This is a genomic window from Leptothoe sp. ISB3NOV94-8A (assembly GCF_043421595.1).
GTDB classification, from domain to species: domain Bacteria; phylum Cyanobacteriota; class Cyanobacteriia; order Phormidesmidales; family Phormidesmidaceae; genus Leptothoe; species Leptothoe turfae.
Window position 1 is genome coordinate 1726765 of the sequence record NZ_JAXSQW010000001.1, and the last position, 22704, is coordinate 1749468.

Here is a 22704-nt window from a genome sequence, read left to right on the forward strand (position 1 = left end):
CCCAGGGCGGCTTTTTGTTGCTTATAGCTATTCCGGATCTGGGCCGATCGGTGAAGACAAAAGCTCGTAGCATTAATCAAGGCATTTGAGGGTGCCAGTTTCCAACTATTCCGATCTGAACTGATCGGTAAAGTTGTTAAGTCTGCTGGTGTAATGCTTACTGCTGCTACTCGTTTCCAACTATTCCGATCTGAACTGATCGGTAAAGGTTATATCGTGTGACGACGTCAAAGATGATAACGGTGACGGGGTTTCCAACTATTCCGATCTGAACTGATCGGTAAAGACACCCCCAGCAGAAGCCTGTCATAGAGCACGCCCCAGACAGCCAAACCACGGATGCCGATAATCCTATCCTATCAGCCTTTAGGATTTACGGTCGTAACCACTGAAACCCTTGTCAAATAAGGCCCCACGGATGTCAACCAAAACATAGGGCTTTCAGAGATCAGCCGTACCCTCGAAGTGACGATGGTCCTTCCTATTGCCTTAACCTTTCCCCCGCTATCCTCAACCCTCCCTGGGCACACTAGGGCTATCTGCAAAGCTTCCGCAATGCGGAACACCTGATCCCCCTAGGAGTATGCGCCTGGGGGTTTATTTTGTTTGGGGTGGGGTGCAGACAGGCATTAAATAACCCCCAACACACAAGGCACTGGGGGCGGCTTTGTTATAGAAGTTTGAATAGGCAGTATGTCTGCCCTCAGTGTCTAGAGTGCCCAGTTCTGTAGGGAGAGATCGCACCTTTCAAAGGTTCACACTCCCTCAAGTTCTTATTGGGTCTGAGAGAGTTGAGCACACGCCTTCCATAAGATGGGAACGAACACACGTCAATAGACTATTAAACCGGAAAGGCTTGACAATGAATGCTTGAGCCCCTAAGGAGAGAACGTCTTCTCGAACTTCGTCATTGTCAAGAGCCGTCACAACAATCACAGGGATCTGCATTGCTTGCGTACGGATCTCCTTTAAAACTTCCCTACCATCCATTCCAGGTAGCCCTAAATCTAGCAATATAAGGTCGAATTTTCCTGATAAAGCTAACGGTAGAGCTTGATTCCCATTTGAGGCTATCTGGGTTTGATAGCCTGCTCTTTTCAACCCTTTTGATACAAAGGCTGCAATTCTGGGGCTGTCTTCAACAATTAGAATAGTTGCCACAATACAAACTTAAATTCAAGTCGTCAACTCGGAAGCGTAAAGGCTTTTTGGGGAAGAAGATGTAGGCATTGACTCAGAATTTACGGAAAAGTGTCAATTATTCGTTTAATAGGACATCGTAGCTGATGAATGCAACCATTCATGGCACTAAGCGCCCGTTCACTCCCCTAATAATCTCTGACGCTCACCTCTAGCACCCTGGAAGTTCTGGTCTAGGATGCTGGTCATTACTTAACTCCTAAGTTTCTGCAAGTCCTTTGAGCATTGAAATACCAACTGTCACAACCTCTGCTGTTGGGCGGCAGTCGTAGTAAATTGAGCTGACATAGAGTCTTCTACAGAGTTCCCTTCAACTGTTGAGTAAGTTTCTTGCCTTTGTCATGCATGTCATAGCCATTCAGATGGTTTTGTTAATAGACAAAACCATCTGAATGGCCTTTCTATCTATTTCTCTCGCTTTTCTGGCTGGACTATTGGCATAGTGGGCTGTTATTAAAACACAACTATACTGTCAATAACACGGTCATTTTCAAATTCTACCGTGACGCCGAGGTTCGATCCTTGGGCACGCTTAAACTCAGATAACTGATCTTCTGTCATACTACCAGGGAAATAAAAATAATTATCTAAAGGCCCGTCCGTACCTTTTGGCGGAAGGTTTCCATGGGAAGTTGAATCTATTACCACAATAGCGTTATCGTTACTTTTAGTTTTAACAGTTTGAACTCGTCCAGTCAGCTTATTCATTACGCTATCTCCATGGCTAGATGAATATCTTGGTACTTCCATATTCACCGGCAGCAACATTGCTAGCCGATGATCGCTTAACGCATACAAACTTTCTTGTTTACGACAGAAGAAAACAGGAAAAAATGGCTTACATCGCTAAGATTCCCAGTCAACTACAGCAAATAAACTTGAAATTCAACTAAAATCCTGCACCGCCTATATTGATGCTCATCTAACCAAAATAGAGGCTATGCTACTACTCCCCATCAAACAACTCCTGTCACCTTGGAAGCTTTGGCCAGGAGATCACATCTAGCTGCAACCACTTGTTAGCTTGCCTCGTCGCCCGGCCACCAGAGCGTATGTTGCTCAGGATCGTCTGCGAACCCGGCACCGACGAGAGCGTCACGCCAGTCTGTTTGGGCCAGGGCGATGGCGTCGACTAGACCGTCAAGCGTGCCACCACTTGCCTTGAGCACGGCAAATCGCACCCGTTCCAGCAGCTTGACGTGCTCGGTGATGTTGTCTCCGCAGTCTTGCAGAAGAAGCGCCATGGCAGCTTCAAGCTCGCTCGGCGCGAAAAGGAGGGCGAGACGCTCCTGGGTACCAGATGTGAGTGGAATGGCCATATCGACAAGCTAACTCATTATTGGGAGGAAACTTTCTACCTAATCACCCAAGGCTCCCTAGCGATCTGAGTTAAACCTCAGTATCAGGGCATGCCGAAAAGTTAAGGACTTGGGTGAGTGCTACTCCACCACCAACCGATGCCCCTGCCAATCCCATAAAGAGTACCTTCATTCAGGGGTTCGAGCTTAACCGAGCAGGAGCGACAGGATTTGCTGGCATTTCTGAATACGTTGACCGATGAAACTTTTATTCAGAATCCAGCCTTCGGCGCTCCCCACGACGATTAACTGTTAAGCAGGATAAGAAATCTTACTCCACCGTATGACCTTTTGCAGTAATCGCTTCCCGCACAGCATTTTCAGAGGCGCTGGTTTCGGCAGATACCTCCTTCGTCTCAACATTGATGTTGACCTTTGCACCGGGGTCCAGCTCGGTGATGGCTTTGGTAATCGTGTCAGCGCAACCATCACAAACGATGGAAGAAACCTTGAGTTGCATAGCCATAGGGATAGGGTGTCCTTTTCGAAACAGTGGCACCTTTAATGTAGATCGTTTGTACACAGACCAGCGTAGAAACCTGGGTACAGATTGTAACAATCCCATTGAGTGGTGCGAGTCACCTTGACGGGCTTCTCTTTACAGCAGCTAACTATACAACTTGAAACCTGGGTGCGATCGCGTTCGACTTTGGTGGGGTTAGGCCAGGTAGGTTTTAACACCACGGTCCATCAATGCCAACGTCGTTGAGTCATGGACACTCAGTAAGTCCCCGAATTCAGGCAGAACCATATCGGAGCCAACGGTTGTGACGTATTTGGCAGTGCGAGCAATCCCTTCACCAGGCTTATTCCGCCACTCAACCCGACCAGAGTGTTCGATATACTCTTGCCTTATTCGCCAAGGTTTAGGCGTTAAGCGAACCCTGAAAGTCTGTTGACTTCTGCATATTCTGCGATACCGATAATCCGTATATACAAATCGCATCAGATCATCTTCAAAGTCACGACCAGCCCACCATTGGTGAGTGGTGCAAATATACCTAAGCCCACCTGCCGTCCGATAGACACGAAAACCTAGGCCACTTCTATGCCTATCGATCCATTGATCACGCTCAACACTGAAGCCATATTTAGGTAGCCATTTCATAGGATTTTTGACAGCATCGCGCAACCCATCTAAGGCTTCTTTCTCAGTCTTAACAAAGCATCCGTCTTCATAGCGAGGATCCCCAAGGTCAATATCAATGAACAGCATCTGTGGTGCATTTAAGACCTCAGCGTCATATCGGCACCGAGTAACAATCCCGACCTCCTTGCCGCTGTACTTGATTGTCCTGAGCAAAGGTTCTTGGGCGATGGCATAGCCTTCGATGTCATACGCCCAACCTGGCTTGTCCTGACGACGTTTAGGGGTGTCTGTCATGCTGCTACGCCTCCTTCATTCTGGTCGCGTAGCTCATCAATAATCGAAACTCTCCACAACAGCTGAAATTTATCAGATTTGCTGCCAGTGTCTATCGGCTTGAGTTCACAAAACGGCTTACCTTTCTCGGTTGGTGTCCACGGTGGGCTGCCATCAGACTTTACTTGATACCCTAATTCTTTAAGTAATGTATTAACCTTCGCCGCATTGCCTCTGCCGGTCTTGAAAAGAATCCCTAGCTTTTCTCCAATGTCTGTTGGCCTCATGAGAGCTTCAGGCAAAGGGAGCGAGGTACGTTGCTCGGCTGAGATCTCAGGCACCTCCATGTCTGGGTAATGCCGCCGAAGGTTTAGGATTAAACAACTTTCTTCAACGTGCGGGCCAAAACGCTTGCCTAATACAGTGGCGAATTCGTCAATCTCAGAAATCGATCTTCTAGGCAGCTGTCGAACATTGGGTGCTACACCTAAGACTTCATCAAATGCTGCCTTTACTCCAAACGCACCGAATGTTCTCGCAATAGCTTTAGCAAAAACTGCTTTAGCTTTAGATTCATATGCGAAATATTCAATCGTTAGCCAGGTAGCAACAGAATTAAATCCCTCTTCCACTAAACTACCGGCATCAAACCCTTTACTCTCAAGCTTTTCAGCCAATGCTGCGCTATTAAAACTACCGCCATTAATAATGGATTTATCGGCAACACTGCATAATGCAGCAACGCCTGCAATGCTCAAGTTTTTACCTTCCAAGTTTTCTCGCATGAATTTTGCCAGCGTTCCTGCGTTGATAGCTTCTTGAACTTGCTTTGACAATGCATTTTCTTTCATCGTTCAATCCTCAAAAACTTCATTTCTGTCCTGAAAAATTCTCCCGTCCCTTTAAAATCCCATTGCCGCCAACTCATTTACCTGTCGGCGGCTTCCCTCATTTGATTGTCAAAAATCTCGTGTTCTCATTATAACGAACAGCACCCGCAAAAGGAGAGAACAAAGGCTCTTAAAAAGAGATAGTTTCTTCTCTTTTTGTTACGGGTTTCTCATTTAAATCTTTCCGCCACTCGATCAACTCTGACAGTGACAATGGGAAAAGTTGCAGTTGATTCTTGTCACCGAGCTGCGCGATCGCATTCATGATTTTGCCAATGCGATCGTAGCTGGGTTTCTTCCTGCCAGCCCGCCAATCAGAGATCATGGTTTTGCCTACACCGATGAATTCGGCTAGGTCTTTGTTGGTGACGTTGTAGCGAGCTTGAGCTTCTTTGAGTTTCAGGATGAGCATGGGTTAGTCTCCCCCATCATTAGGCAGGTCCCACGGCTCTGCCCCCAAGCTTCTAATTTGCTGCTCCAATCTGGACACATGTTCTCTAAGCAAGTCTGGCTCTGCGTAGGCGTCAGCTAGGTCTTGCAATGTCGCCTGGAGAGCAGCATTCTGATCACGCAACAGTTGGTTATACTCATCTTCAGAGCGCTGGACACCAAAAGCTTTGTCAAAACGACGGGTGAGCGTCTCAATCATTAAGGCCATGCATAGGGCCAGGGCTTGTTTATTGCCTCTGAACAATTGCCATAACCAGTAGGCAGATACGGTGTCTAAGGACAATGCATTAATGCGGCTTTGCCCTCTAGCTTGATCAGTGGACTCAATTTCAACTTCAGAAATCGCGGGCGTATAATCCTCACCCAACAAGCGTTTGATAGCCTTTGACTTTAAAAATTCGCGGGCGTTTCGTTCTGGCAACCCAACCGCCTCAGCAGTCTGAGTCTGGCTCATTCGGTAGCTACCATCGGGCAGCATGAAGCCGTCTACAATCAGGTCTCCGATCTGGATGCTGGCACGGGTGGCCTTGGTTGATTCACTCATCTGCGCCAAACTCCTCACCCTGCTTTCTGGCTTCCTTAACCTCTCTATCCAAAAGCACAGCGATCAGAGTACTGAGGCTCATCCTGCGTGTCTTAGCCAGCGCCTCAGCATCTTCTTTTAAGTCGGGCTCCAAGTAGGCCGATACCTTCTTCTTATCCGTAGCCAAAACCATATAAGTACACTCCACTCTAGAGCTTAACTGACGCCAGCTTAGCCCACAAGTAGAGCCATAGTCAACCCATAGTAGAGTTGGCATTATCCTATAGTGGAGTTACTTTGGGGGTAGCAAGGGCCAGTCGCCTAACTTTCCACGGCAAGACGACCAGCCTCGCTGACCCTAACCAGTTACCAAATTAGAGCCAATGCAAACTCTAACTCAAAACCCTCAATCAACCTCATTCGCAATAACCGAAACCAGCCTTACCCAACATGCGGTCACCTGGAACGATCTCACCATCGGACTGATCCAATGCTCACCAGAACTCGGCCTGAACTGGGAATACGTTCGCTATAGTGCCTACCCCAATACCTTTATGGGTTCCTATGACGACTGCGTTGCCCAGGCTGAGCAGGACTACGCTGAGCAGAACACTCCACCTCAGGCTGATGTTTGCCTAGCAGAAGTAATCGACTTTGGCCCTGTCAGTAAGCCTGCTAGCCGCTACAGCAATGGTCCTATCTTCATTGGTGGCCATAGCCAAGTGCAGTTAGTCAGCATCCGAGGCCTGAATGACCTACCCGTAGATGACCGGTGGACCGACACGCTCTGGGTGCCTCTGGGTTTTGCTAAAACTCTGCGCCGTGGCGATATGGTGGAGTGCTTTCAGGACCTAGGTAAGGTGGGTATTCGTCTGCCTCGGTTTGTCGCTAGTGCGATCGCTGCATAGGGAGGGCTTAGCGATGATCACATTCACTCAAAACCCTACCTTTGGCCAGCTGTACGCAGAGTGTTCTGAGACTGGAGCCGACTATCGCATTCCGACCACTCGTGTTGAGGCGTTCCTGGCCGAGATTGGGATGACGGTAGAGCACGTCTTAGCGACTCCTCAAGAGAACACTGAGGACATGCAAACAGCTCTGGCCAAGTACAACGGCTAACCCTTCACCGCCGGTTCCATCGCTACGGGACCGGCCTTACCAACCCTACGGAATTTAGAACGATGCGAATACTCCTATATACGTTGTTGTGGCTTGTTGTTTGTCCCCTATGGCTATTGACTCAAGCCGTGGACAAAGGTAGCTACATCGAAGGTCAGTTCAGTGATCTTGAGGTTCATCTGAAGCTTGAGATTGAGTCGAAGGTTAAAGCCGCTGTTAATGCTTGGGCGGAGGCGTAATGATGACACACTTCACCCTACAGGTAACCGAAGACGGCTACATTGCGGCGTTTCCTTCCCGCATGAATCACGGGGCTTCCTACGAGTCGTTACCCTGGCCCACACCAGAGCAGGCCGTTCAGAGTCTCACCGATGACTATGACTGGGATAGCCAGGTCGGTGAGGCGATGGATGCGGTTCGACCTGTGATCGAAAAGTACGGGGCGGGGCTGATCATTGATGCTTTGCTTCGACTGGAAGAAGTGCTTTCTGATGCTGCCCTGCATGAGGCCAAAGGTGCGTTGGAAGTCACCCAGAAGATTATGGACCGCTATTAATCCACTGCCATCAACACCGGTTCTTTCGGGGGCCGGTGAGTTGTGCTATGTCAGACCTCAGCACCATACGAATTTATAGCCGTCTGCTGGATACCTGTGAGCAGGCCAGGCTATGGCACGTCTTACGAGCCCTCGACACTGAGGGCACTGGACGTGTCTATTTTGGTGTGTCTGACATGGCATTCCTCATGAGTGTCAGCACCCAAACGATTTACCGATGGCTGAAACAAGGTCTCGGTGTTTGGTGGCGAAGCCGACGACGCATTGATGGTCAGGTAGAGCTCTATCTATCAGGTGTGGCCAAAGTGGCCTGTGCATTGGGTGTAGATGGGTTGGGTGCGATCGCAGACGTTCCCTTATCCGAACTCACCCGCATGGGGTCTAAAGCATTAGCGACAGCCTTAGAAGCCGAGTACAGACAACGACAGGCGTACTGGGCAGCCAAGAAAGCCAAGAAGGGCCAGGCGAAGAAATCAGTTTTTGATCCACACGACGCCGCATCCTCTGACAGTTTCCCAGGGGCAAAGGGCATGGCAGTGGTAAACGATGGATTTCAAATACCCGGTGCTTCAGTGGCAGGCATTGCTAAAACCGTTGGGCGATCTCAGTCCACCATCAAACGACGACTTAATAACCGATGGCGGATAGACCGAAACATTGACCCTATCCAGAAGAAGAGAGTAGCGACTGAACTCAATGATCCTGAGTTGTTATTCAGACTCAAAGAATCGGGGATTGGGTTTGTGGTTCAGGAGAATGCATTGGGATGTACCCGAGTGCTTAAGGTGCTGAGCTCATCGGCCTCTCTCAGATTGCTGGTATTGGGCTGCAATGTCTATGCCCAGGATTATGAGCTACTGAGTTGCCGAGGGACTAGAGGCAGAGTTCGGAGAAAGTTGAAGAATCTAGGAAATTAATAGGTGTCAAGTATGGGAATTAGGACAGACGAATCAGGCGTAGTATGCGCTATATCACAACATATTTAGTAGCAGATCACACAGTCCCATCAGACCTGAATAAATCTGAACTTTTCGGTAGCACAGAGAGTCACATAACGTTATCACCCGCTAATGTGTGCCATTGAACTATTAGCGGGTTTCCTGTTTGGACTACGCACTATGAATGCTGGCGTGTCCTGGGTGGGTAATCGGTGAACCAGTGTGTCGGTACATAAAAAGGGACTACTTGTTGTAGCCCCCGAGACACTCAGTGCATCTTTACCCAAACGTATGTGCGACTCCACTTTGCAAAGGTGTGTCTCTAGCTCAACAGAAACTTAGACGAATTGGAAACTATTGGTCGAAATCGCTGAACTCTCGACTCCCTCAAGAATCGCAATCAGTTCAGGAGTATTCTCCATCTCAGAAAAGATAGCGGTACCTTGCTCAACGGCTCCTAAGAAATAATCTTCAGCGCGACCATGCAATTCAATTGAATCTCCACCCTTCAATTCAAAGTCTTTGATCAGCGCATAATCATCAAGGCCATACGTCGATGCATCACCGTCGCTATAGTAAACCTGTGTAGCATCTCCAAGTTTGAACACATCAGCACCTTGGCCACCGATCAGGACATCAACCTCTCCTTGCCCTGCTAAGGAATCTCCAAATTCAACACCAATCAGTACATCCCGACCACGGCCACCATCAATGACGTCACTGTGGCGTCCACCAACTAGATAGTTACTTTGGGTACCCCCTGTCAGCAGATCATTGCCCTCGCCTCCATAGAGTTCACCTTTGCCGCTCAACGAAAGAACGTCATCGCCCCCTAAGCCGGAGATATGACCATTGGCTCGGTCTAAAACATCATTGCCACTTCCCCCTTCTAACAGGCCCTTCTTATCTTGATAGACACGAATGTAGTCAATCACATATTCATTTTCATCTGCTGTAGTGTCATCGGGAGAACCAGCCCATCCGCCAACCGCTAAATTCGACAGCAGATACATGGTTTCTTGAGGAATATCCTCATGGAGAGTATAGGTTTTCTGGCCGTCAATGTAGAAGGTGAGCTTATTCTCTTTCCATTCCACACCATAGGTATGGAACCCCTCGGAGAAATCAGTGCCTGACGTCTGATCATGGTGCATGCTTCGACCTGATTCAGTTTCATAATGCACTGTTTGATGGATAGTGCTTGTATCATGGCCCAGAGCTTCCATAATGTCGATTTCTGGAGGCCATCCTCCATCCGTGGGTAGCATCCAGAAAGCAGGCCACATCCCCTGCCCCGCCGGGATTTGAGCACTAATTTCGATGTAGCCGTATTGGAAAGCTGCCTTATCATGACCAGACAGCATCCCAGAAGTCCAGTCAAACGAAGTATCTTTCCCCTGGTTTTCGAGAAGCCACTGATCGACACCTTCAAATGCCTCAATCGGAGTATCTAACCTAGTAGCAACGATACTGAGGGTACCGTCCTCATTGAACTGGAAGGCATCATCTAAGTAATACTGTTCTTCATTGTTGAATGTATTGGTTCGACTACCATAGTAATAGGTCGTATTCCAATCACTGAGGTCATCAACACTGTCGAATGTGTTCTCAAAGGTTACTTCAAAGTTCTTGTTCTTAGTGAATTTCTTAGACATTACCGTTGCTTCTTTGTTGCGTTGTTTTACTTGAGAACACTGCGATTGTGCTCGTGCGGATGAGACACACACTTTGTCATCCGCTGTTGGTATTAAAACCTTGCGACTAGGCAGCAGTGATGGGTGCATCTACTCTGTTAATAACAACGTAGAACTACTGAGTTAGCTGGTTTAATTTGTAGAATCTTTGTCTAGGAAAACCCTGAGTTCAGTTAGAATCTAGAAACTTGACCTGTTTTCTTGCCCTGGCAGCACACATGGTGCTGTGTAGTTTCTTGTAGGCAGGGCATCAGCGACAATAGCGCAAAGACTTCTTCTTACTGAAAATTCACAAACTTTCTCAGTTAGGGCTATCTATACCCTCATCCTATCTCGCCTCGCCCTCAACTTCGCTAAGCAAAGTTCCAGGGGGCAAAGCAAACTGAATCTCCACCCTACGTTGGTCTCGGGTGCGGGTAGCCCGACCAACGTAGAGCCAGGCTCCATCCATGAAGACAACATAGGCCCAAACAGTGGTCCCTTCTGGCGTAGACCGGCTGAAACTTACCCGTCCTGTCGCTGAACCATCGGTATTGATCTGAAGCACTTGGAAGGTTGCTAACTCATCTCTGGCAGGGGTCTTGGGCTCATCATCATCAGTCGGTGCAGATCCATCCACACATATATGGCTGAGATCGATCCGCTCGCCTCCCATATCCATGTAGCAGGCATGAACGGAGGTGTGGGCTGCAACAGTGAGCACTGACAACAAAGCGATAACTGCCGGGGGTCTCATCGTAATGCCTTGTGAAACTGTATCCAAGGGTACCGGAGTGTGTTCAACGAGCAGGCCAGTCTTGAGTGTTCGACACTTTCGACTAACCCCCTCAATAGATAGCATTGAGCATTCCTTTGCAACTTTCAAAGACATTCGGGTGTCGATACTACAGATTCCTCAGGACAAAAGGGTGCTCACCAGACTCTAAATTCACTTATTTATGTCCCTCGGCTTGCACCTGCCGAGGGATTTTTTCTATAAAAAATGCCCCTAATTGCTTAAGGGCGTTCAGGCATCGTGATCATAGGCTTCGTTAGCATTCCCAGGCTACTGAAAGGCTATCTCCCGCGATTCCCTCGCACCACTTGGGCAAACTATGAGCACTCCGGCTAGAGCACAGCAAGCATCTCTAGCCGCATTCAGCACAACCACCCCCCTGGAAGTCCGCCAATGCTTCTGGGGGTTTATTTCGGAGGCCGCGCACCCCGACAAAAAACGCCCAGCACACGACCGGGCGTTAGTACTAGCTAAGTAAGTAAACTGATCGTACTATAGGACATAGACTAGTCGGTTGGGTAGGCTAGTTGCAGCCGGAGTGACTGTCCTGCTCTGGCTGCTGTAACACACACTTGCCTGGGGGTTGTTTGGGGTGGATTACTCACGGAATATTGTCACGGTAAGCGTATTCCGGGAATCTGAGAAATCAGCCGGTTCTTCAGGCTCAAGGAACACGCCATATGCTTCGCCGTTGTCGTAAAACCGGTATCGCGTACTACTTGGCAATGTTTCAACGACGTCCGCGCAAGCTGTGATGTCGTTGTGTGTCTGCTCTATGCCCTTAACTACAAAGTCGCTGTAAGCCGCCCTCGCTTCTTCTGGGCTGCTATGCCGCCATTCAATTATGAGTGTGACAGCATACGGGTAGCTGCCATCTGTAGCTTGGGTGACATCAATGATGACCCAATCCTCGGTCAATGGATCTGCATCGTCGTCCGGGAAAACAGTGCTCTCACCGCTAAGATCCGCGCCAGGGGCATTCGCTCGCTCAATCATTGAAGAAAATCGATGCAGGGCTCTGCACGGCCCTTCAGTTGGCTGAGATTTTGCAGCGGATGGCCACAGTAATAAAAAGGAGCAGCAGACAGCAGCTAGCTTACCAAGTGCCATAATTCAGGTTCTCCATCAGTCGGTGCGCTCATGATAGCGGACGAGATCGGGTGTCAGCCCACACACAAAAAAGCCCAGCACAAGACCGGGCGCAACCACTATGGGTGGCAAATGACTGTCCTATAGTACGACATACATCAGGATACTTTGGGTAGCCTGGGTTACGTAGCCAGGGGTGTCGCCGCGCTCTGGCTGCAACACACACTGACTGCCTGGGGGTTGACTGGCTCCCAGGTTTTTTGGTGGGGTTTTTTGGTGGGTTTCAAGTTTGCAGCTTGAGGACAATACCGTTAGAATAATGAGGCCATTCTAGTCAGATTTATTATGCTTCCTGTTCTCTCTGGTCGTAGCGGTTCAGGCGGAGCTTATTCTCCGAACTTCCGTGTTGGCAATACTAGCGGAACCACCGCCGCATCTAAGGTTATTGAGCAAATGACCGGCGGGTTTGATCCACGAAGTATCGGCAAGTTATCCCTGGAGGATGTGCAACGACTCAGTGCGACCGCTGAGGAGATGGCGAAGCAAGAAAAATTCGCTAAACACGCTTGCAAGAAGATTAAAGAGATCTTGAAGCGGGTGGCCACCATTGAAGAACTACGAGCAGAAATTCTCAAGGAGGGTCTAGCGAAAGATGGTCAGGTTGCTGAGATGGTGGCCGAATTAACCAAACAGACTAACCAGGCTGGCTTAGATCGCAAACTGCTGCAGGAAAAGACAGCCAATGCGTTGCAATATCAAGGGGCTCAGTATCAGGCTAATGCAGGACTGGACAGGGCTAATTGGAAATTTAAGCTATTGCAGCTACGGCAAGGCACTGAGCTAAAACTGCAGTCAATGGGCACCAACCATAAACAGACGCTCAATCAAGAGAGACAGCGAATCCGTTTGCAGGCTCGCACTGCGCAGGCTAGGGCCACTTACAACCGCACGCTTGCTGACGCAATGGACGGGAAGATTTCAGCAAGGCAGGCGAGTGGACTACTGGCCAAACTTCAAAAGCTGGCATTCTAAACAAGATCGACTACTGCGCTCTTGATTGAGCGTTCTCTTTTGTGTACATTGTCCTCAGAAAGCGTTTTTGAAATCTATGTTTGAAGGATTAGATTTCGATAATTTTACTGAGCCATTAGCGGAGTCACTTGATCCGACGCCGGAAACAGGTCTCACCGTTGTTGATGGGCTGCAGATTTGGTTGGTGGGCATTGCTTCATTTAGTGCACCCATGTCGATGGTTATGTTGGCGCGGTTGGTGCCCCCGTTGATTCCAGCCACAGTCGTGGGTTTGTCGGGGGGTGCGATCGCTCTCATCGCCTATGGACTACTAGCTGGGAGAGGCGCATCGGCAAAATCTACGGTGTATGGCCTATTGGGCTTGGGCGGGGTGATTGGCGGTGGGTGGGATTATCTATCTGTCCTGTTGTCAGTCAGCGGCATGATTGGTGGGGTGGCGTTGATCCTGTCTTTGGCTATGGCAGGCGTTGGGGTGGCATTTGTTGCTAAGAAGGTTATTCGCCATGGATAAGGTTTTGAAACTGGCAATTACGTGCTCTATTTGCGCATTGATCTCTCCCACAATGAACCTGCTGCCACGGTATGAACTTTCATCTGGCCAGATTGTTGAAAGGTTAGAGCCAGGGCAATCATTCAGGCATTCCACCCGTGGATATTGGTGGTACAAATTCCCGCTCGCAGCACTGGCGTCTGGGGGGTCGATTATGGGCCTGTTTTTACTGCCAGCCATTAAGCGTCAATGGGAGGAGGAGGAAAGGGAGCGAACTATTCAGTTGCAGGCACGCTATAAAGTGCTACCTGAAATCGCTGAGGCAGAAGAAGAGGTTAAGGCCCTGGTCTCCGCCGAGCAAAGAGCTGTTGAAGCAGGGGGGATGGTTGAGACTGCTGAGCCAGAAGCTCAAAATCATACAGCAGTGGGTGAGTCGTCTAGCCCTGAAAGTGATCAGAACCAATCCCAGCAATCGGTAGCGACAGAAGCAAGGCCAAATCCTGCTACTGATGAGTCATCTCACTTAGCAGATATTTTTAAGCTGGTATTTAACAACAAAAAGAAGCACTTATTGATACCTGCTGAGACTGGAGCGGGGAAGACCAGTCTACTGCTTGGATTGGTTGATTATTACCAAAAAGTTTCACCGCAGTCTGAGTTTTATTTCAGTACAGCAAAACCTGGACCGTTTTTAGGGTACGAGAACAAAACGGCTGATGATGGCAAGAAGCATGTCATTTTGCTCAACATGAATAAGTCGTACACAGTTGAGCCTTTGGTATCGCGACTTCAGTGGATTATCGACCGAATGGTGCAGCGTCAGACCCAACGAACAAAAGCCGAGCAGACAGGGAAGCCTTACAACCCAGAGCCTTTGATCATCGTTTTAGATGAATGGCTAGCAACTCTATCCTTAGCCAAAACTCACACTAAAGAAATGATCCGTGAGTGGCAATCTGCCCCAGCTCAGGAGCGTGGGGACAAACCGATTGACTACGAAGCTAAGTTGATTGAGATCGCCAACAACATCGCCATCATGGGGCGCGAGGACAACGTTGGTATTTGGCTATTCGGCCAAGATCATCAAGTTCAGAACGCAGGCATCAACACTGGGCTTCAAAAGAACTTTGGCGTTGTTGTCCCGTTTAGTCGTGGAGCCGAACAGGCGATCGAGCACGCCTTGATTGGTCGCTCTCCAGTGCCTACCCACGCGCAGGGGAAAGAGATTTACAAGACTGCCATGGACCGACTTGAGGCAGAGCCGAAAGCATTTCTAGCCTATTCAAATATCCATGGGCACCAAATCCTTAAAATGCCCTGGTTGCCTGACATCAAGAGGAAGCGGTTATTTGAAGATGCAAACCTGACAACCTCTACAGACTCTAAACCGAAACAAGTTATTCAACTAAGAATGGCTGGCACTGAATTAACTCAAGCGATTTGCCAAGTATATGGATGTCAGGCTAAGACACCTGAGTTTGAAAGGGCTCGGTTGGAGGTGCTGCACACGATCAGTTGATACATCAATAAAAGTTCAAAAACGTTTGGCTGCTTTCCTGTGAGGCAGCTTTTTTATTGTCATAAACTGGCACACCATTGTTTTTGTCTTCGACGTCTCTCGTAATGCACGTTCATTAATTTATTGCACGTTTGCAACTGCGGCCTTTGTCCTGCAAGCAATTCAGCATATTTGAGTATGTGCTTTATTCAAGGGGTTGTTATCACTAAAGCTGCACGAGCGTGCAGCTACGTGCTTGCACGAGCAATCTCTTTTTAGCAAATAATGCACATCCCTTTATTCACATGCTACTGTAGTTTCAAATATCTGCACAAAGGACAAAAGGGCTGTGAAAGGATTGCTCCCAATTGAGGACGTGAAACAACGAATTGTCACACTCAAGGTTTATTCAAAACAGGAGTTGGCGAAGGCGTTTGATGTTCATCATTGTTGGATTACCCGAAAACTCCAGGCACTTTATGAGCATGATTATGATCGTCGCGTTGTGCCGCATGAAGTCGCTTGGGAGTTGTACCTGACCTACTTGCATCAACGTCAGTTGCTAAAAATAGAAGGGCGTCAACGTGTGACGACTAAAGATCTGCACGGGTTCTTGAATAGCCTTGATAAATTGCCTGACCCTCAAAAAGCTAAACGGTCTTACGCCGAGGCTATGGGTGGAAGCCGCCAGCACTTTGATCAGATGATGGCCGATATTGAGTTAAACCGTAAAAAAAAGCTACCTGGGCATACGATTGACATCGCCGCCCAGCTCATCTGACTTCTTTGCCTAGGGGTTGCGTTATCGCGCCCCTTTAACTATGATGTCAGCGTCCTTAAATTTATTTTTTGAAACTCATGGGAAGACGACGAGCAAAGGTAAACCAAAGTAGTCAGATTCAGGTAAAAGAGTCTTCAGGTATTCAACAGGCTCAAGTCCCTGGCGATGAAGTGCAGCTTAACGACGTCTCTGTTCAGCAGACCCCAGGGGAGCAGGTAAGCTCGATGGTTCAGGGAGCTGTTGACGAAGGGGCTACTATCGCAGATCTGGTATCTCAAGCAACAGCTCAAGGTTATGCATCACGCCTTGGCCAAAACATACCTGTTGTGTTTGGCAACATGGCGGATGTCACCCGTGCGGCTTTTGGCAGTCTCACTGAGGCGGTAGAGCAAGCTTGCGATATCAAAGAAGACCCTGTGTTGCCATCTCAGCCAGCAAGCTATTTAGAAGGCGTCGAAGAAAATGAATCGGAGATCTGATCTAAGTACAGATCAATTACACGGGAATGTTCAAATTTCTGTGACCCCAGAAGGTAAGCACCAGCTGCATTTGTCAGGAGATGTCCCCGCTTATATTGCGATTGACGCCATTGGTGCGATAGTCAAGGCCAACAGCGAAAAGGCCAGGCTCGATAGGCAAAACAACTTAAAACGCTATCTCGGGTATGGCCTTAGCATTTTCGCGTTACTACTCACTATGGGGTATCTGTTCGGGGGATGTGGCGATAGCAATAACAATCACTATCAAGGGAGCTATGAGTATTCACGTTGACTTAGGTGGTATTGAAATAGGAGGGCCACCGTTTGTCTGTAATGTGCAGCCCCCAAATTGGTTTGAAAGCTTTGATCCCTCAGACCAGGTGGTTGACGTTGATGTGCTGTCTAGCGAGATAGAAGATTCATCTAGATTCCCCTTTCATTCTAAAAAGTGGCTATGGCGAATAGCTGTAGGTATCGGGGTGATGGGGCTCACCGCATTGACTGGGAATCTTGCGATCGCAGAACGAAGCGGGAATCTAGATAACCATCGCGACAGGAGTCTGAACAGTGCAAGTCGAGCGCTTGGTGTTGTGTGCCTGCTGTCAGGCGCGGGGGCAATAGTTGTCACAAGTAAATTGCAAAGGAGGTTTTGATGATTGATGGTAATTGGATGCAGATTGGCCCGTCGCTGTCGATAAACTTGCTGCATGTGACTCAAATTAACTGGACAACGCCGAGCATCAAGTTAACGACAGGGGATAGCCACCCGATTAACGCGCAGCAGTCTACTGAACTTCAACGGTGGCTCAAGGGGCAGGTGCCATCTGTCAATAATCAAGATCCTGTCGGGATTGGAGGGTTAGGCGAATGGTGAGGATAGCGCTCGGGTTCGTCGTAGGCGGCATTGTGGCATGGAATGTCAGGCCAGCCTACGACATTGTTGTTGAGCATGTCGCTCCAGTCTATGAGTTTATTGCTGATGCTAAGGATGGCCCCACATGGAAAATGATCGACTTCATCAAATAGCCAACGAGATAGCCGACGACGCTCAAGCTACTGGCTCCCATTTAGCGAACGTAGCCACACATCAAATGGATACGGCTTTTCAGCAGACGCTAACCGAGAACATCGTTTTGTGGGCGGATCGGTATTGCCCTGATGATTATGACCAAGCTGGCAAACTCGCTGGACGACTAGTTAATGCAGGTCGCCGCCAGGCTGCATTAGAGGTTCTGCTTTATTCAGTTTCAGTTTTTGCGTTTGTGGCTGCTGGCTTGTGGCTGATCAATGCGGCTGGATGGCTGTATATCCCTGCTGTAGCGGGGTCTATGGCTTTCGGGTTATATTTAGCCCTGTCCGGCAATAACTAACCCCTCATGGCATTATCAGAGCACCACGAACTCATTTCCCTGATGGCTGGGTTCGGATTTCGTGACCGACAGATACAAGAAGCTCTGATAGACATTGGCCACCCATTGGTAAGTACTCAGGGTATTGGGAAATATCGAAGAGAAAACGATATTAAGACCAGAGGAATCCCTGAGGTAATTGCTGAGTTTTATGGGTGTTTGCTGATTGAGGCCCGAGACCAAGGTGTTTCCGTTAATGAACTAGCAAAGCGCTTTGAATGCACCACCAGTGTGGTTAACAAAGCATTTGATCTAATGGGGGAGCCATCAAATCAGCTTTGTTCAAAAGAGTCGCTAAAGGCTGATTATCGCTGGGATTTACTAAGCCTCAAGCGACAAGGCTATAGCGTTCGGCAAATGGAAGATTGGTTGCTTCAGCATCGAAGGCTGAAGTGTGGAAAAACAACAATTCACAGCGCCTTGCAAGAAATCAAATTACGCAGCTGGAAAGAATTTGATATGGCAAAACAATTTATGCAGTGGCTTATGAGCCTGCCCAAGTCAGAAGGCTCTGAAATTTTTACATCAATGATGGATGAACTTAGAAGCAAGGGGTATATAGTCTAATGCCACCAGGAATGATCCCAGGTTTATTTTTAGCGGTCTTGATAATTTTTCTCAGGGGCGGCAGCGGTCACAAAGCTAATTCCAAAGAGATAAATCTCACGCCTGATCAAGTCGAGATGCTGAGGAAGATGCAGAAATGAACTTTAAGAACGAAGATCATCTTCAAGAATTCATCCACTCAGTAACTGGCGGCGCTCGCGAGGTAGAGATGCCCGACGGTTCACGAGTGGATGTGCTGACCAGTGGTGCAGTCATCGAGGTGAAGCCAAAACTCACGAGATCTGCTTTACTACAGGCCATGGCCCAAGCTCAGATCTATGGGAGTCATCACCCTGGCAAACGCATGGTGATTGCTGGTTGTACACCGAGTAATGAGGAAGCCTCTTACACAACGGCGGATAGGGTTAGAAGCCAGGGTGTAGAGGTTTGGTACGTAGATCAGATGCGAGAGTTCCAAGAAGCGTGGGATGACCTGCATGAGGCTGAGTATGAGGAAGAACCTAGCTTCGATTGGCATCGCCCCCTTGCTGATCTCTTCAATTCAGATCCCCAGGACGATGGCGATGGTGATTCTGGATGGATTGCAATCCTCATGATCGGGGCCTTGTTGCTGTTCTTGATAGGACTGAACCGCCGCCCCGTCGCCCCAGTCTCCCCCGCGTCATCCTCAGCCATTCCGATGTTCTCAGCTGGCGAGTATGGTTCGGCTGTCGTGGGCAGAATCCCTGAAGGGGCAGCGGTGAGCATTCTCAAGTGTGAGGATGATTTTGTTCAGGTGAGCTACCAGGGGCGTGAAGGTTGGGTACGGGATTTTGAGGTGAGTGGCTGCCGATAGTGCAGTAATGCTCTATTAAACCCAATGAGTAACACTAGATTCTCTGATGTCATCGAAGTGGTCAGAAATGGCCAAACGATACAAATTACCCCCGCTCAGCTTCAACATGGGGATGCTTTGCTTGTTAACGGTCAGATTCGTATTGTCGAAGGCTACAACCCCCAGCGTGGGTGGGCGTTGCGTGCTCCCCGCTTTGAAGAATACGAGATTGAGAATCCAGCGATTCGTGTTGGGCTCGGAATGCTTAACGGATTGGCTAAATTTTTAAGCTAGGGGAAATCAAATGTCTAAATACTACAGACTCCGCCACCACCACCCCGCCTGGCTCGATCTCCTCCGCCACACCTGCCAATTCACTGGCGCACCCGTGGGGAAGACCCACCAGGGCAAGTACCGTGGGTACAACTTTCACCACACTCACAGCGGTGCTTATGGACATGAACGGCCAGGCTGGAATTTATTGCTACTCACTCCGAGAGCACACCGGTTGGTGCATTTTCTGGGTGGCACTCCGCTACTCGGGATGAACAAGAGCGCAGTAACGATCCAGAACAGGCGGGCTCAGAAACTCCCCTGTTCATGGCTATGGCGGTATCCGAATCCAGTGCAGAGGATTTTCCATTGTTGGTGTCGGTTGCCGATGATGGCGCGAGGGTTTGGGGTGGTGGCGTTGGTGATGATTGTTTTTGGAGGATAGGATTATGACCCCACAAGAGTTTGCAGAAAAAATTACAGGGCAGGAATACCCGTTTGAATTGGAAGATCGAGAATTAGCCAAGCATCACGGTTTTATCGTGCTATGGGGACACAGCGACGATCTGCTAGAGGCTGATGGGTTGATCCGTGATGAATGTGGAGCTTACGACGGGACTACAGCACGTTTTGGTAGCCATGGTTTCTTGGAGATAAGCGAAGATGGGTCTTTATTAAAACCCCCTATAACTGTTCAGGAATGCCGAGAAATAGTTGAAAGTTTTGATTCTTCATTTGAGGTCAAGGCTGAGTGGTGCCCGCAAGGAACAAGTTTAAGTTGGCGCATTACAGCAGATACAATCCCCAGCGAAAACAAGGCTGCTTTTGTCGTCGTAGAGGATGACGAGCCGATGTGTGAGGGGCTGGTGGTGCGGATGCCTGTGAGCCAAACCACCCAACTTTCTCGCTAGAATGGGGGCGTAAATTTACACGGATCTAAGATCCGAGTGAATAGGGTTTATACGGCGCTGCCTCTCGGGGTGGCGCTTCTTTGTTGTGATTAACAGACTTCAAACCTTTCGCGACTGTCCTTTAAAACGGTCGCTTTTTCATGGCATGTTCGCGGACGCGTGAGGCATACTTGATGTGATCTCCGCTTTCAAAATTTCACCATGGACAATATCACCGCACTGTTTGGGATTGACGCAGTTCTAGCCGTCGCAATTACCACTGCACTTGTTCGGCTTTTCTCTACCGACGTTGGCAAAGAAATTGTTGAACTGAAGAGTAAATACGACGAACTACGAGGCAAGGTGGAAGGTTATATCGAGATGGGCAAGGATGGTTACAGCGCCCAAGAGATTGCTGCTATTCGCCAGGATTTACGAACTCTGCTGAACCGGGGAGGTGATACCGCTTGAACCTGAACTGGAGAAAGTTGGCCACCAATCTCGGACTAAGGGCGATCGCTGAGGCTACAAAAACGCCAACAGTCGAGGACATTGACGCCAGAACAGCGATCGCGATCAACCAGTGGGCACAGTCTCCCCCGCTAAATGTGCTGTCCGACGATCTGCCATTCCCGTTCATCCACACTGGCAAAAAGATACTGGGTAAAAACTGGGAGGTCCCAAGCAGTAGTTGGGGTGTTGTGTTCCCGTTTCAACGGCATTTCTGGCTGCATTACGCCCAGGATCGGATTAAGTCTCGATGGATCAATGGCCGAGAGGCACCCCAAGACGTCACAGACTGACTCACCCCCTACACGCGCACCTCATGCCGCCTCTTCGGGGGCGGCTTTTTGTTGGCTGCTTACGGGGGATATTGGCTCTGTTTCGGCGGGGGTTGTGAACTGGTTAGTCCCCTTGTATGTTTAGAGGTGTAGCAGGAGACCGTCATCCCCTAGAACCGATGAGCAAATGTTAAGAACGGGTTTGTTTAGGAGTCTACTCAAATACGCTAAGCGTAGTAGCACTAGACCAGGTCCTCCCGTTCATGATAGCTCATCATAGTCCGACCGCAAGCAAGGTTACCGCTACTATTCATCGAACTGAGAGCTCGAAAAAATCGCCAGGTTCCCATGGGAGACCGGATCACGCAAGGTAGAGTGCAGTGGATGGAGCCTCAATACCGTACTCCTTTAGGAGAGATCATATGACGACATCAGCTAAGGTAACTCCGGTGAATTGGATAGGCATAGACGTCAGCAAAGACAAGCTGGATGTGTATGACCTGAGCGCAGAAACGTATTGCTCATACAGCAACGATGCGGCAGGTATCGAAGCGCTGAGGCAAAAGGTATTAGAACGACCGGATCCAGCCGTTGTCTGCGAAGCCACAGGCGGCCACGAGGCACGAATGGCGCTGAGGCTACATCAGCATGACATCCGAGTAAGCGTGGTCAACCCACGTCCGGTCAGAGACTTAGCCAGAGCCCTGAGTAAGCTGGCTAAGACCGACCCGATTGATGCCTATGTGATTGCCAAGTACGGTGAGGTGACCGAGCCTGCCGCGACAGTCTTTGCCTCTGCCGCCGAAAGCGAGCTAAAGCAGTGGGTCACGCGTCGGCAGCAGTTAGTTGAGATTCTAAGCGCGGAGAAGAACCGTCGGACACTGTTGGTGAAGGGTGCAGCCAGAGATGAAGTGAGTGAGCATATCGACTGGTTAGAAAAGAAGATAAAACAACTTGATGAGAAAATAGCAGACCTTAGCGATTCAGTCTCTGAGTGGAAAGCGCGCAAGTCTATTTTGCGTTCGCCCAAAGGCATTGGCCCGCTAATTTCGGCAAGCTTTCTAGTGTTGTTGCCGGAGCTCGGTACGCTCAATCGGCGACAGATTGCAGCGTTGGTCGGTGTTGCGCCCTTTAATCGAGACAGCGGTCGCTTTCAGGGACAGCGACGTATTTGGGGCGGTCGAGGCGCGGTGCGGGCGCTGCTATACATGGCCACTTTATCAGCGCTGAAGTGCAATCCACCGATTCGTGCCTTCTATCAACAGCTACTGGCCAGAGGGAAAGCTAAGAAAGTGGCGATTATTGCGTGTATGAGAAAGTTTATCATCTGTTTGAACGCAATGGTCAAGAAGAATGAACCCTGGGATGACAACAAAGTCACAGCATTCTTCCAAACGACCTAGTTTCAATGGTCACAGCGCTTTTTTCTGTGCAAATGTAGAACCTTTTTCTGATCAATTTAGATGAGTTGTTGCTCCTTTTTAACACTAGAAAAGAGAGAATAGAGGAGTGTGATTGATTTTCAACATTTGCCGTCAAAAAGACGGTGAGAACCCACTGTTGCAACGCTGTATTCTCACGTTTTTTCAATAACCGCCCTTGACAGCAAACATAATCGCTTACGGGGTAGTAGATTTTGAACGCACCCATGCAGGCTCCTTCACTTGAGCACGAGGGTTTCCGTCCCCTTACGGGGTAGTAGATTTTGAACCCCCACCTTCTGAAACCCTTACT

36 protein-coding genes are annotated in these 22704 nt (G+C 49.0%); 23 read left to right on the forward strand and 13 right to left on the reverse strand.

What is annotated here, in order from left to right:
- Positions 1-765: 765 nt before the first annotated feature.
- The 9 genes from SPB21_RS07560 to SPB21_RS07600 form a co-directional block, all read right to left on the reverse strand.
- Positions 766-1161, reverse strand: a complete 396-nt coding sequence (locus SPB21_RS07560) for a response regulator transcription factor (RefSeq protein ID WP_499866181.1) — start codon at positions 1159-1161, stop codon at positions 766-768.
- Positions 1162-1653: 492 nt separating this feature from the next.
- A complete protein-coding gene (locus tag SPB21_RS07565) occupies positions 1654-1908 on the reverse strand; it encodes a hypothetical protein (RefSeq protein WP_163699609.1) in 255 nt (84 codons plus the stop codon).
- A 311-nt stretch (positions 1909-2219) separates the two neighbouring features.
- Positions 2220-2519 carry a hypothetical protein gene (locus SPB21_RS07570; RefSeq protein ID WP_499866182.1) on the reverse strand — a complete coding sequence of 100 codons (300 nt, stop codon included), beginning with the start codon at positions 2517-2519 and terminating at the stop codon, positions 2220-2222.
- A 310-nt stretch (positions 2520-2829) separates the two neighbouring features.
- Positions 2830-3024 (reverse strand): heavy-metal-associated domain-containing protein, encoded by a 195-nt coding sequence (locus SPB21_RS07575; RefSeq protein ID WP_499866183.1) that lies wholly within the window; start codon positions 3022-3024, stop codon positions 2830-2832.
- A 192-nt stretch (positions 3025-3216) separates the two neighbouring features.
- Positions 3217-3942, reverse strand: a complete 726-nt coding sequence (locus SPB21_RS07580) for a hypothetical protein (protein WP_499866184.1) — start codon at positions 3940-3942, stop codon at positions 3217-3219.
- Positions 3939-4772: a hypothetical protein gene (locus SPB21_RS07585; RefSeq protein ID WP_499866185.1), complete on the reverse strand. Its 834-nt coding sequence runs from the start codon at positions 4770-4772 to the stop codon at positions 3939-3941. The genes SPB21_RS07580 and SPB21_RS07585 overlap by 4 nt, the downstream gene beginning before the upstream one ends.
- 169 nt (positions 4773-4941) lie before the next feature.
- On the reverse strand, positions 4942-5223 hold the full coding sequence (locus tag SPB21_RS07590; RefSeq protein ID WP_499866186.1) for a helix-turn-helix domain-containing protein: 282 nt from the start codon (positions 5221-5223) through the stop codon (positions 4942-4944).
- A 3-nt stretch (positions 5224-5226) separates the two neighbouring features.
- Positions 5227-5805, reverse strand: coding sequence for a hypothetical protein (locus tag SPB21_RS07595; protein ID WP_499866187.1), 579 nt, complete (start codon positions 5803-5805; stop codon positions 5227-5229).
- Complete coding sequence (locus SPB21_RS07600; RefSeq protein WP_499866188.1) at positions 5798-5977, reverse strand: hypothetical protein; 180 nt, start codon at positions 5975-5977, stop codon at positions 5798-5800. The genes SPB21_RS07595 and SPB21_RS07600 overlap by 8 nt, the downstream gene beginning before the upstream one ends.
- Positions 5978-6167: 190 nt before the next feature.
- Here SPB21_RS07600 and SPB21_RS07605 point away from each other — a divergent pair, with 190 nt between their 5' ends.
- From SPB21_RS07605 to SPB21_RS07625, 5 genes are all read left to right on the forward strand, one after another.
- Positions 6168-6692, forward strand: coding sequence for a hypothetical protein (locus SPB21_RS07605; protein ID WP_163660062.1), 525 nt, complete (start codon positions 6168-6170; stop codon positions 6690-6692).
- 13 nt (positions 6693-6705) lie between these two features.
- Positions 6706-6903, forward strand: a complete 198-nt coding sequence (locus SPB21_RS07610; protein ID WP_499866189.1) for a hypothetical protein — start codon at positions 6706-6708, stop codon at positions 6901-6903.
- A 62-nt stretch (positions 6904-6965) separates the two neighbouring features.
- Positions 6966-7142: a hypothetical protein gene (locus SPB21_RS07615; RefSeq protein ID WP_499866190.1), complete on the forward strand. Its 177-nt coding sequence runs from the start codon at positions 6966-6968 to the stop codon at positions 7140-7142.
- Positions 7142-7459: a hypothetical protein gene (locus tag SPB21_RS07620; protein ID WP_499866191.1), complete on the forward strand. Its 318-nt coding sequence runs from the start codon at positions 7142-7144 to the stop codon at positions 7457-7459. The genes SPB21_RS07615 and SPB21_RS07620 overlap by 1 nt, the downstream gene beginning before the upstream one ends.
- Positions 7460-7506: 47 nt before the next feature.
- Positions 7507-8376, forward strand: a complete 870-nt coding sequence (locus SPB21_RS07625; RefSeq protein WP_499866192.1) for a hypothetical protein — start codon at positions 7507-7509, stop codon at positions 8374-8376.
- Positions 8377-8735: 359 nt separating this feature from the next.
- On the opposite strand, the gene SPB21_RS07630 is transcribed toward SPB21_RS07625, so the two are convergent.
- Together SPB21_RS07630 and SPB21_RS07635 are read right to left on the reverse strand one after the other, a co-directional pair.
- Positions 8736-10052, reverse strand: coding sequence for a family 16 glycosylhydrolase (locus tag SPB21_RS07630; protein WP_163701631.1), 1317 nt, complete (start codon positions 10050-10052; stop codon positions 8736-8738).
- Positions 10053-10419: 367 nt separating this feature from the next.
- Positions 10420-10827 (reverse strand): hypothetical protein, encoded by a 408-nt coding sequence (locus SPB21_RS07635; protein ID WP_499866193.1) that lies wholly within the window; start codon positions 10825-10827, stop codon positions 10420-10422.
- Positions 10828-11185: 358 nt separating this feature from the next.
- On the opposite strand from SPB21_RS07635, the gene SPB21_RS07640 reads away from it, so the two are divergent.
- Complete coding sequence (locus SPB21_RS07640) at positions 11186-11344, forward strand: hypothetical protein (RefSeq protein ID WP_499866194.1); 159 nt, start codon at positions 11186-11188, stop codon at positions 11342-11344.
- A 119-nt stretch (positions 11345-11463) separates the two neighbouring features.
- On the opposite strand, the gene SPB21_RS07645 is transcribed toward SPB21_RS07640, so the two are convergent.
- On the reverse strand, positions 11464-11976 hold the full coding sequence (locus SPB21_RS07645; protein WP_499866195.1) for a hypothetical protein: 513 nt from the start codon (positions 11974-11976) through the stop codon (positions 11464-11466).
- 324 nt (positions 11977-12300) lie between these two features.
- On the opposite strand from SPB21_RS07645, the gene SPB21_RS07650 reads away from it, so the two are divergent.
- From SPB21_RS07650 to SPB21_RS07710, 13 genes are all read left to right on the forward strand, one after another.
- Positions 12301-12987: a hypothetical protein gene (locus tag SPB21_RS07650; protein WP_006514160.1), complete on the forward strand. Its 687-nt coding sequence runs from the start codon at positions 12301-12303 to the stop codon at positions 12985-12987.
- Positions 12988-13063: 76 nt separating this feature from the next.
- Entirely contained in the window at positions 13064-13498 is a 435-nt protein-coding gene (locus SPB21_RS07655) for a hypothetical protein (protein ID WP_006514159.1), read from the forward strand.
- Complete coding sequence (locus tag SPB21_RS07660) at positions 13491-14996, forward strand: hypothetical protein (RefSeq protein WP_499866196.1); 1506 nt, start codon at positions 13491-13493, stop codon at positions 14994-14996. The genes SPB21_RS07655 and SPB21_RS07660 overlap by 8 nt, the downstream gene beginning before the upstream one ends.
- Positions 14997-15351: 355 nt before the next feature.
- A complete protein-coding gene (locus tag SPB21_RS07665; RefSeq protein ID WP_499866197.1) occupies positions 15352-15756 on the forward strand; it encodes a hypothetical protein in 405 nt (134 codons plus the stop codon).
- Positions 15757-15833: 77 nt separating this feature from the next.
- Positions 15834-16235, forward strand: a complete 402-nt coding sequence (locus SPB21_RS07670; RefSeq protein WP_499866198.1) for a hypothetical protein — start codon at positions 15834-15836, stop codon at positions 16233-16235.
- Positions 16219-16527: a hypothetical protein gene (locus tag SPB21_RS07675; protein WP_499866199.1), complete on the forward strand. Its 309-nt coding sequence runs from the start codon at positions 16219-16221 to the stop codon at positions 16525-16527. The genes SPB21_RS07670 and SPB21_RS07675 overlap by 17 nt, the downstream gene beginning before the upstream one ends.
- The gene (locus SPB21_RS07680) at positions 16511-16888 is read left to right on the forward strand and encodes a hypothetical protein (protein ID WP_499866200.1); all 378 of its coding nucleotides are present in this window, start codon (positions 16511-16513) and stop codon (positions 16886-16888) included. The genes SPB21_RS07675 and SPB21_RS07680 overlap by 17 nt, the downstream gene beginning before the upstream one ends.
- Positions 16888-17109 (forward strand): hypothetical protein, encoded by a 222-nt coding sequence (locus SPB21_RS07685; RefSeq protein ID WP_499866201.1) that lies wholly within the window; start codon positions 16888-16890, stop codon positions 17107-17109. Before SPB21_RS07680 ends, SPB21_RS07685 begins: the two co-directional genes overlap by 1 nt.
- Positions 17103-17261: a hypothetical protein gene (locus SPB21_RS07690; protein ID WP_499866202.1), complete on the forward strand. Its 159-nt coding sequence runs from the start codon at positions 17103-17105 to the stop codon at positions 17259-17261. The genes SPB21_RS07685 and SPB21_RS07690 overlap by 7 nt, the downstream gene beginning before the upstream one ends.
- Entirely contained in the window at positions 17234-17605 is a 372-nt protein-coding gene (locus SPB21_RS07695; RefSeq protein ID WP_499866203.1) for a hypothetical protein, read from the forward strand. Before SPB21_RS07690 ends, SPB21_RS07695 begins: the two co-directional genes overlap by 28 nt.
- A 6-nt stretch (positions 17606-17611) precedes the next feature.
- Positions 17612-18211, forward strand: coding sequence for a hypothetical protein (locus SPB21_RS07700; protein ID WP_499866204.1), 600 nt, complete (start codon positions 17612-17614; stop codon positions 18209-18211).
- 136 nt (positions 18212-18347) lie between these two features.
- Positions 18348-19046, forward strand: a complete 699-nt coding sequence (locus SPB21_RS07705) for an SH3 domain-containing protein (protein WP_499866205.1) — start codon at positions 18348-18350, stop codon at positions 19044-19046.
- A gap of 24 nt (positions 19047-19070) precedes the next feature.
- Positions 19071-19319 carry a hypothetical protein gene (locus SPB21_RS07710; protein WP_499866206.1) on the forward strand — a complete coding sequence of 83 codons (249 nt, stop codon included), beginning with the start codon at positions 19071-19073 and terminating at the stop codon, positions 19317-19319.
- On the opposite strand, the gene SPB21_RS07715 is transcribed toward SPB21_RS07710, so the two are convergent.
- The gene (locus tag SPB21_RS07715; RefSeq protein WP_499866207.1) at positions 19303-19485 is read right to left on the reverse strand and encodes a hypothetical protein; all 183 of its coding nucleotides are present in this window, start codon (positions 19483-19485) and stop codon (positions 19303-19305) included. The two genes, SPB21_RS07710 and SPB21_RS07715, sit on opposite strands and share 17 nt — an antisense overlap.
- Before the next feature lie 262 nt (positions 19486-19747).
- On the opposite strand from SPB21_RS07715, the gene SPB21_RS07720 reads away from it, so the two are divergent.
- The 4 genes from SPB21_RS07720 to SPB21_RS07735 all read left to right on the forward strand — a co-directional run bounded on the left by SPB21_RS07720 (position 19748) and on the right by SPB21_RS07735 (position 22373).
- On the forward strand, positions 19748-20209 hold the full coding sequence (locus tag SPB21_RS07720; protein ID WP_499866208.1) for a hypothetical protein: 462 nt from the start codon (positions 19748-19750) through the stop codon (positions 20207-20209).
- Positions 20210-20410: 201 nt separating this feature from the next.
- Complete coding sequence (locus SPB21_RS07725; protein ID WP_499866209.1) at positions 20411-20659, forward strand: hypothetical protein; 249 nt, start codon at positions 20411-20413, stop codon at positions 20657-20659.
- A 17-nt stretch (positions 20660-20676) separates the two neighbouring features.
- On the forward strand, positions 20677-20991 hold the full coding sequence (locus SPB21_RS07730; RefSeq protein WP_499866210.1) for a hypothetical protein: 315 nt from the start codon (positions 20677-20679) through the stop codon (positions 20989-20991).
- A gap of 401 nt (positions 20992-21392) precedes the next feature.
- Positions 21393-22373, forward strand: coding sequence for an IS110 family RNA-guided transposase (locus tag SPB21_RS07735; RefSeq protein ID WP_499865561.1), 981 nt, complete (start codon positions 21393-21395; stop codon positions 22371-22373).
- Positions 22374-22704: the final 331 nt, after the last annotated feature.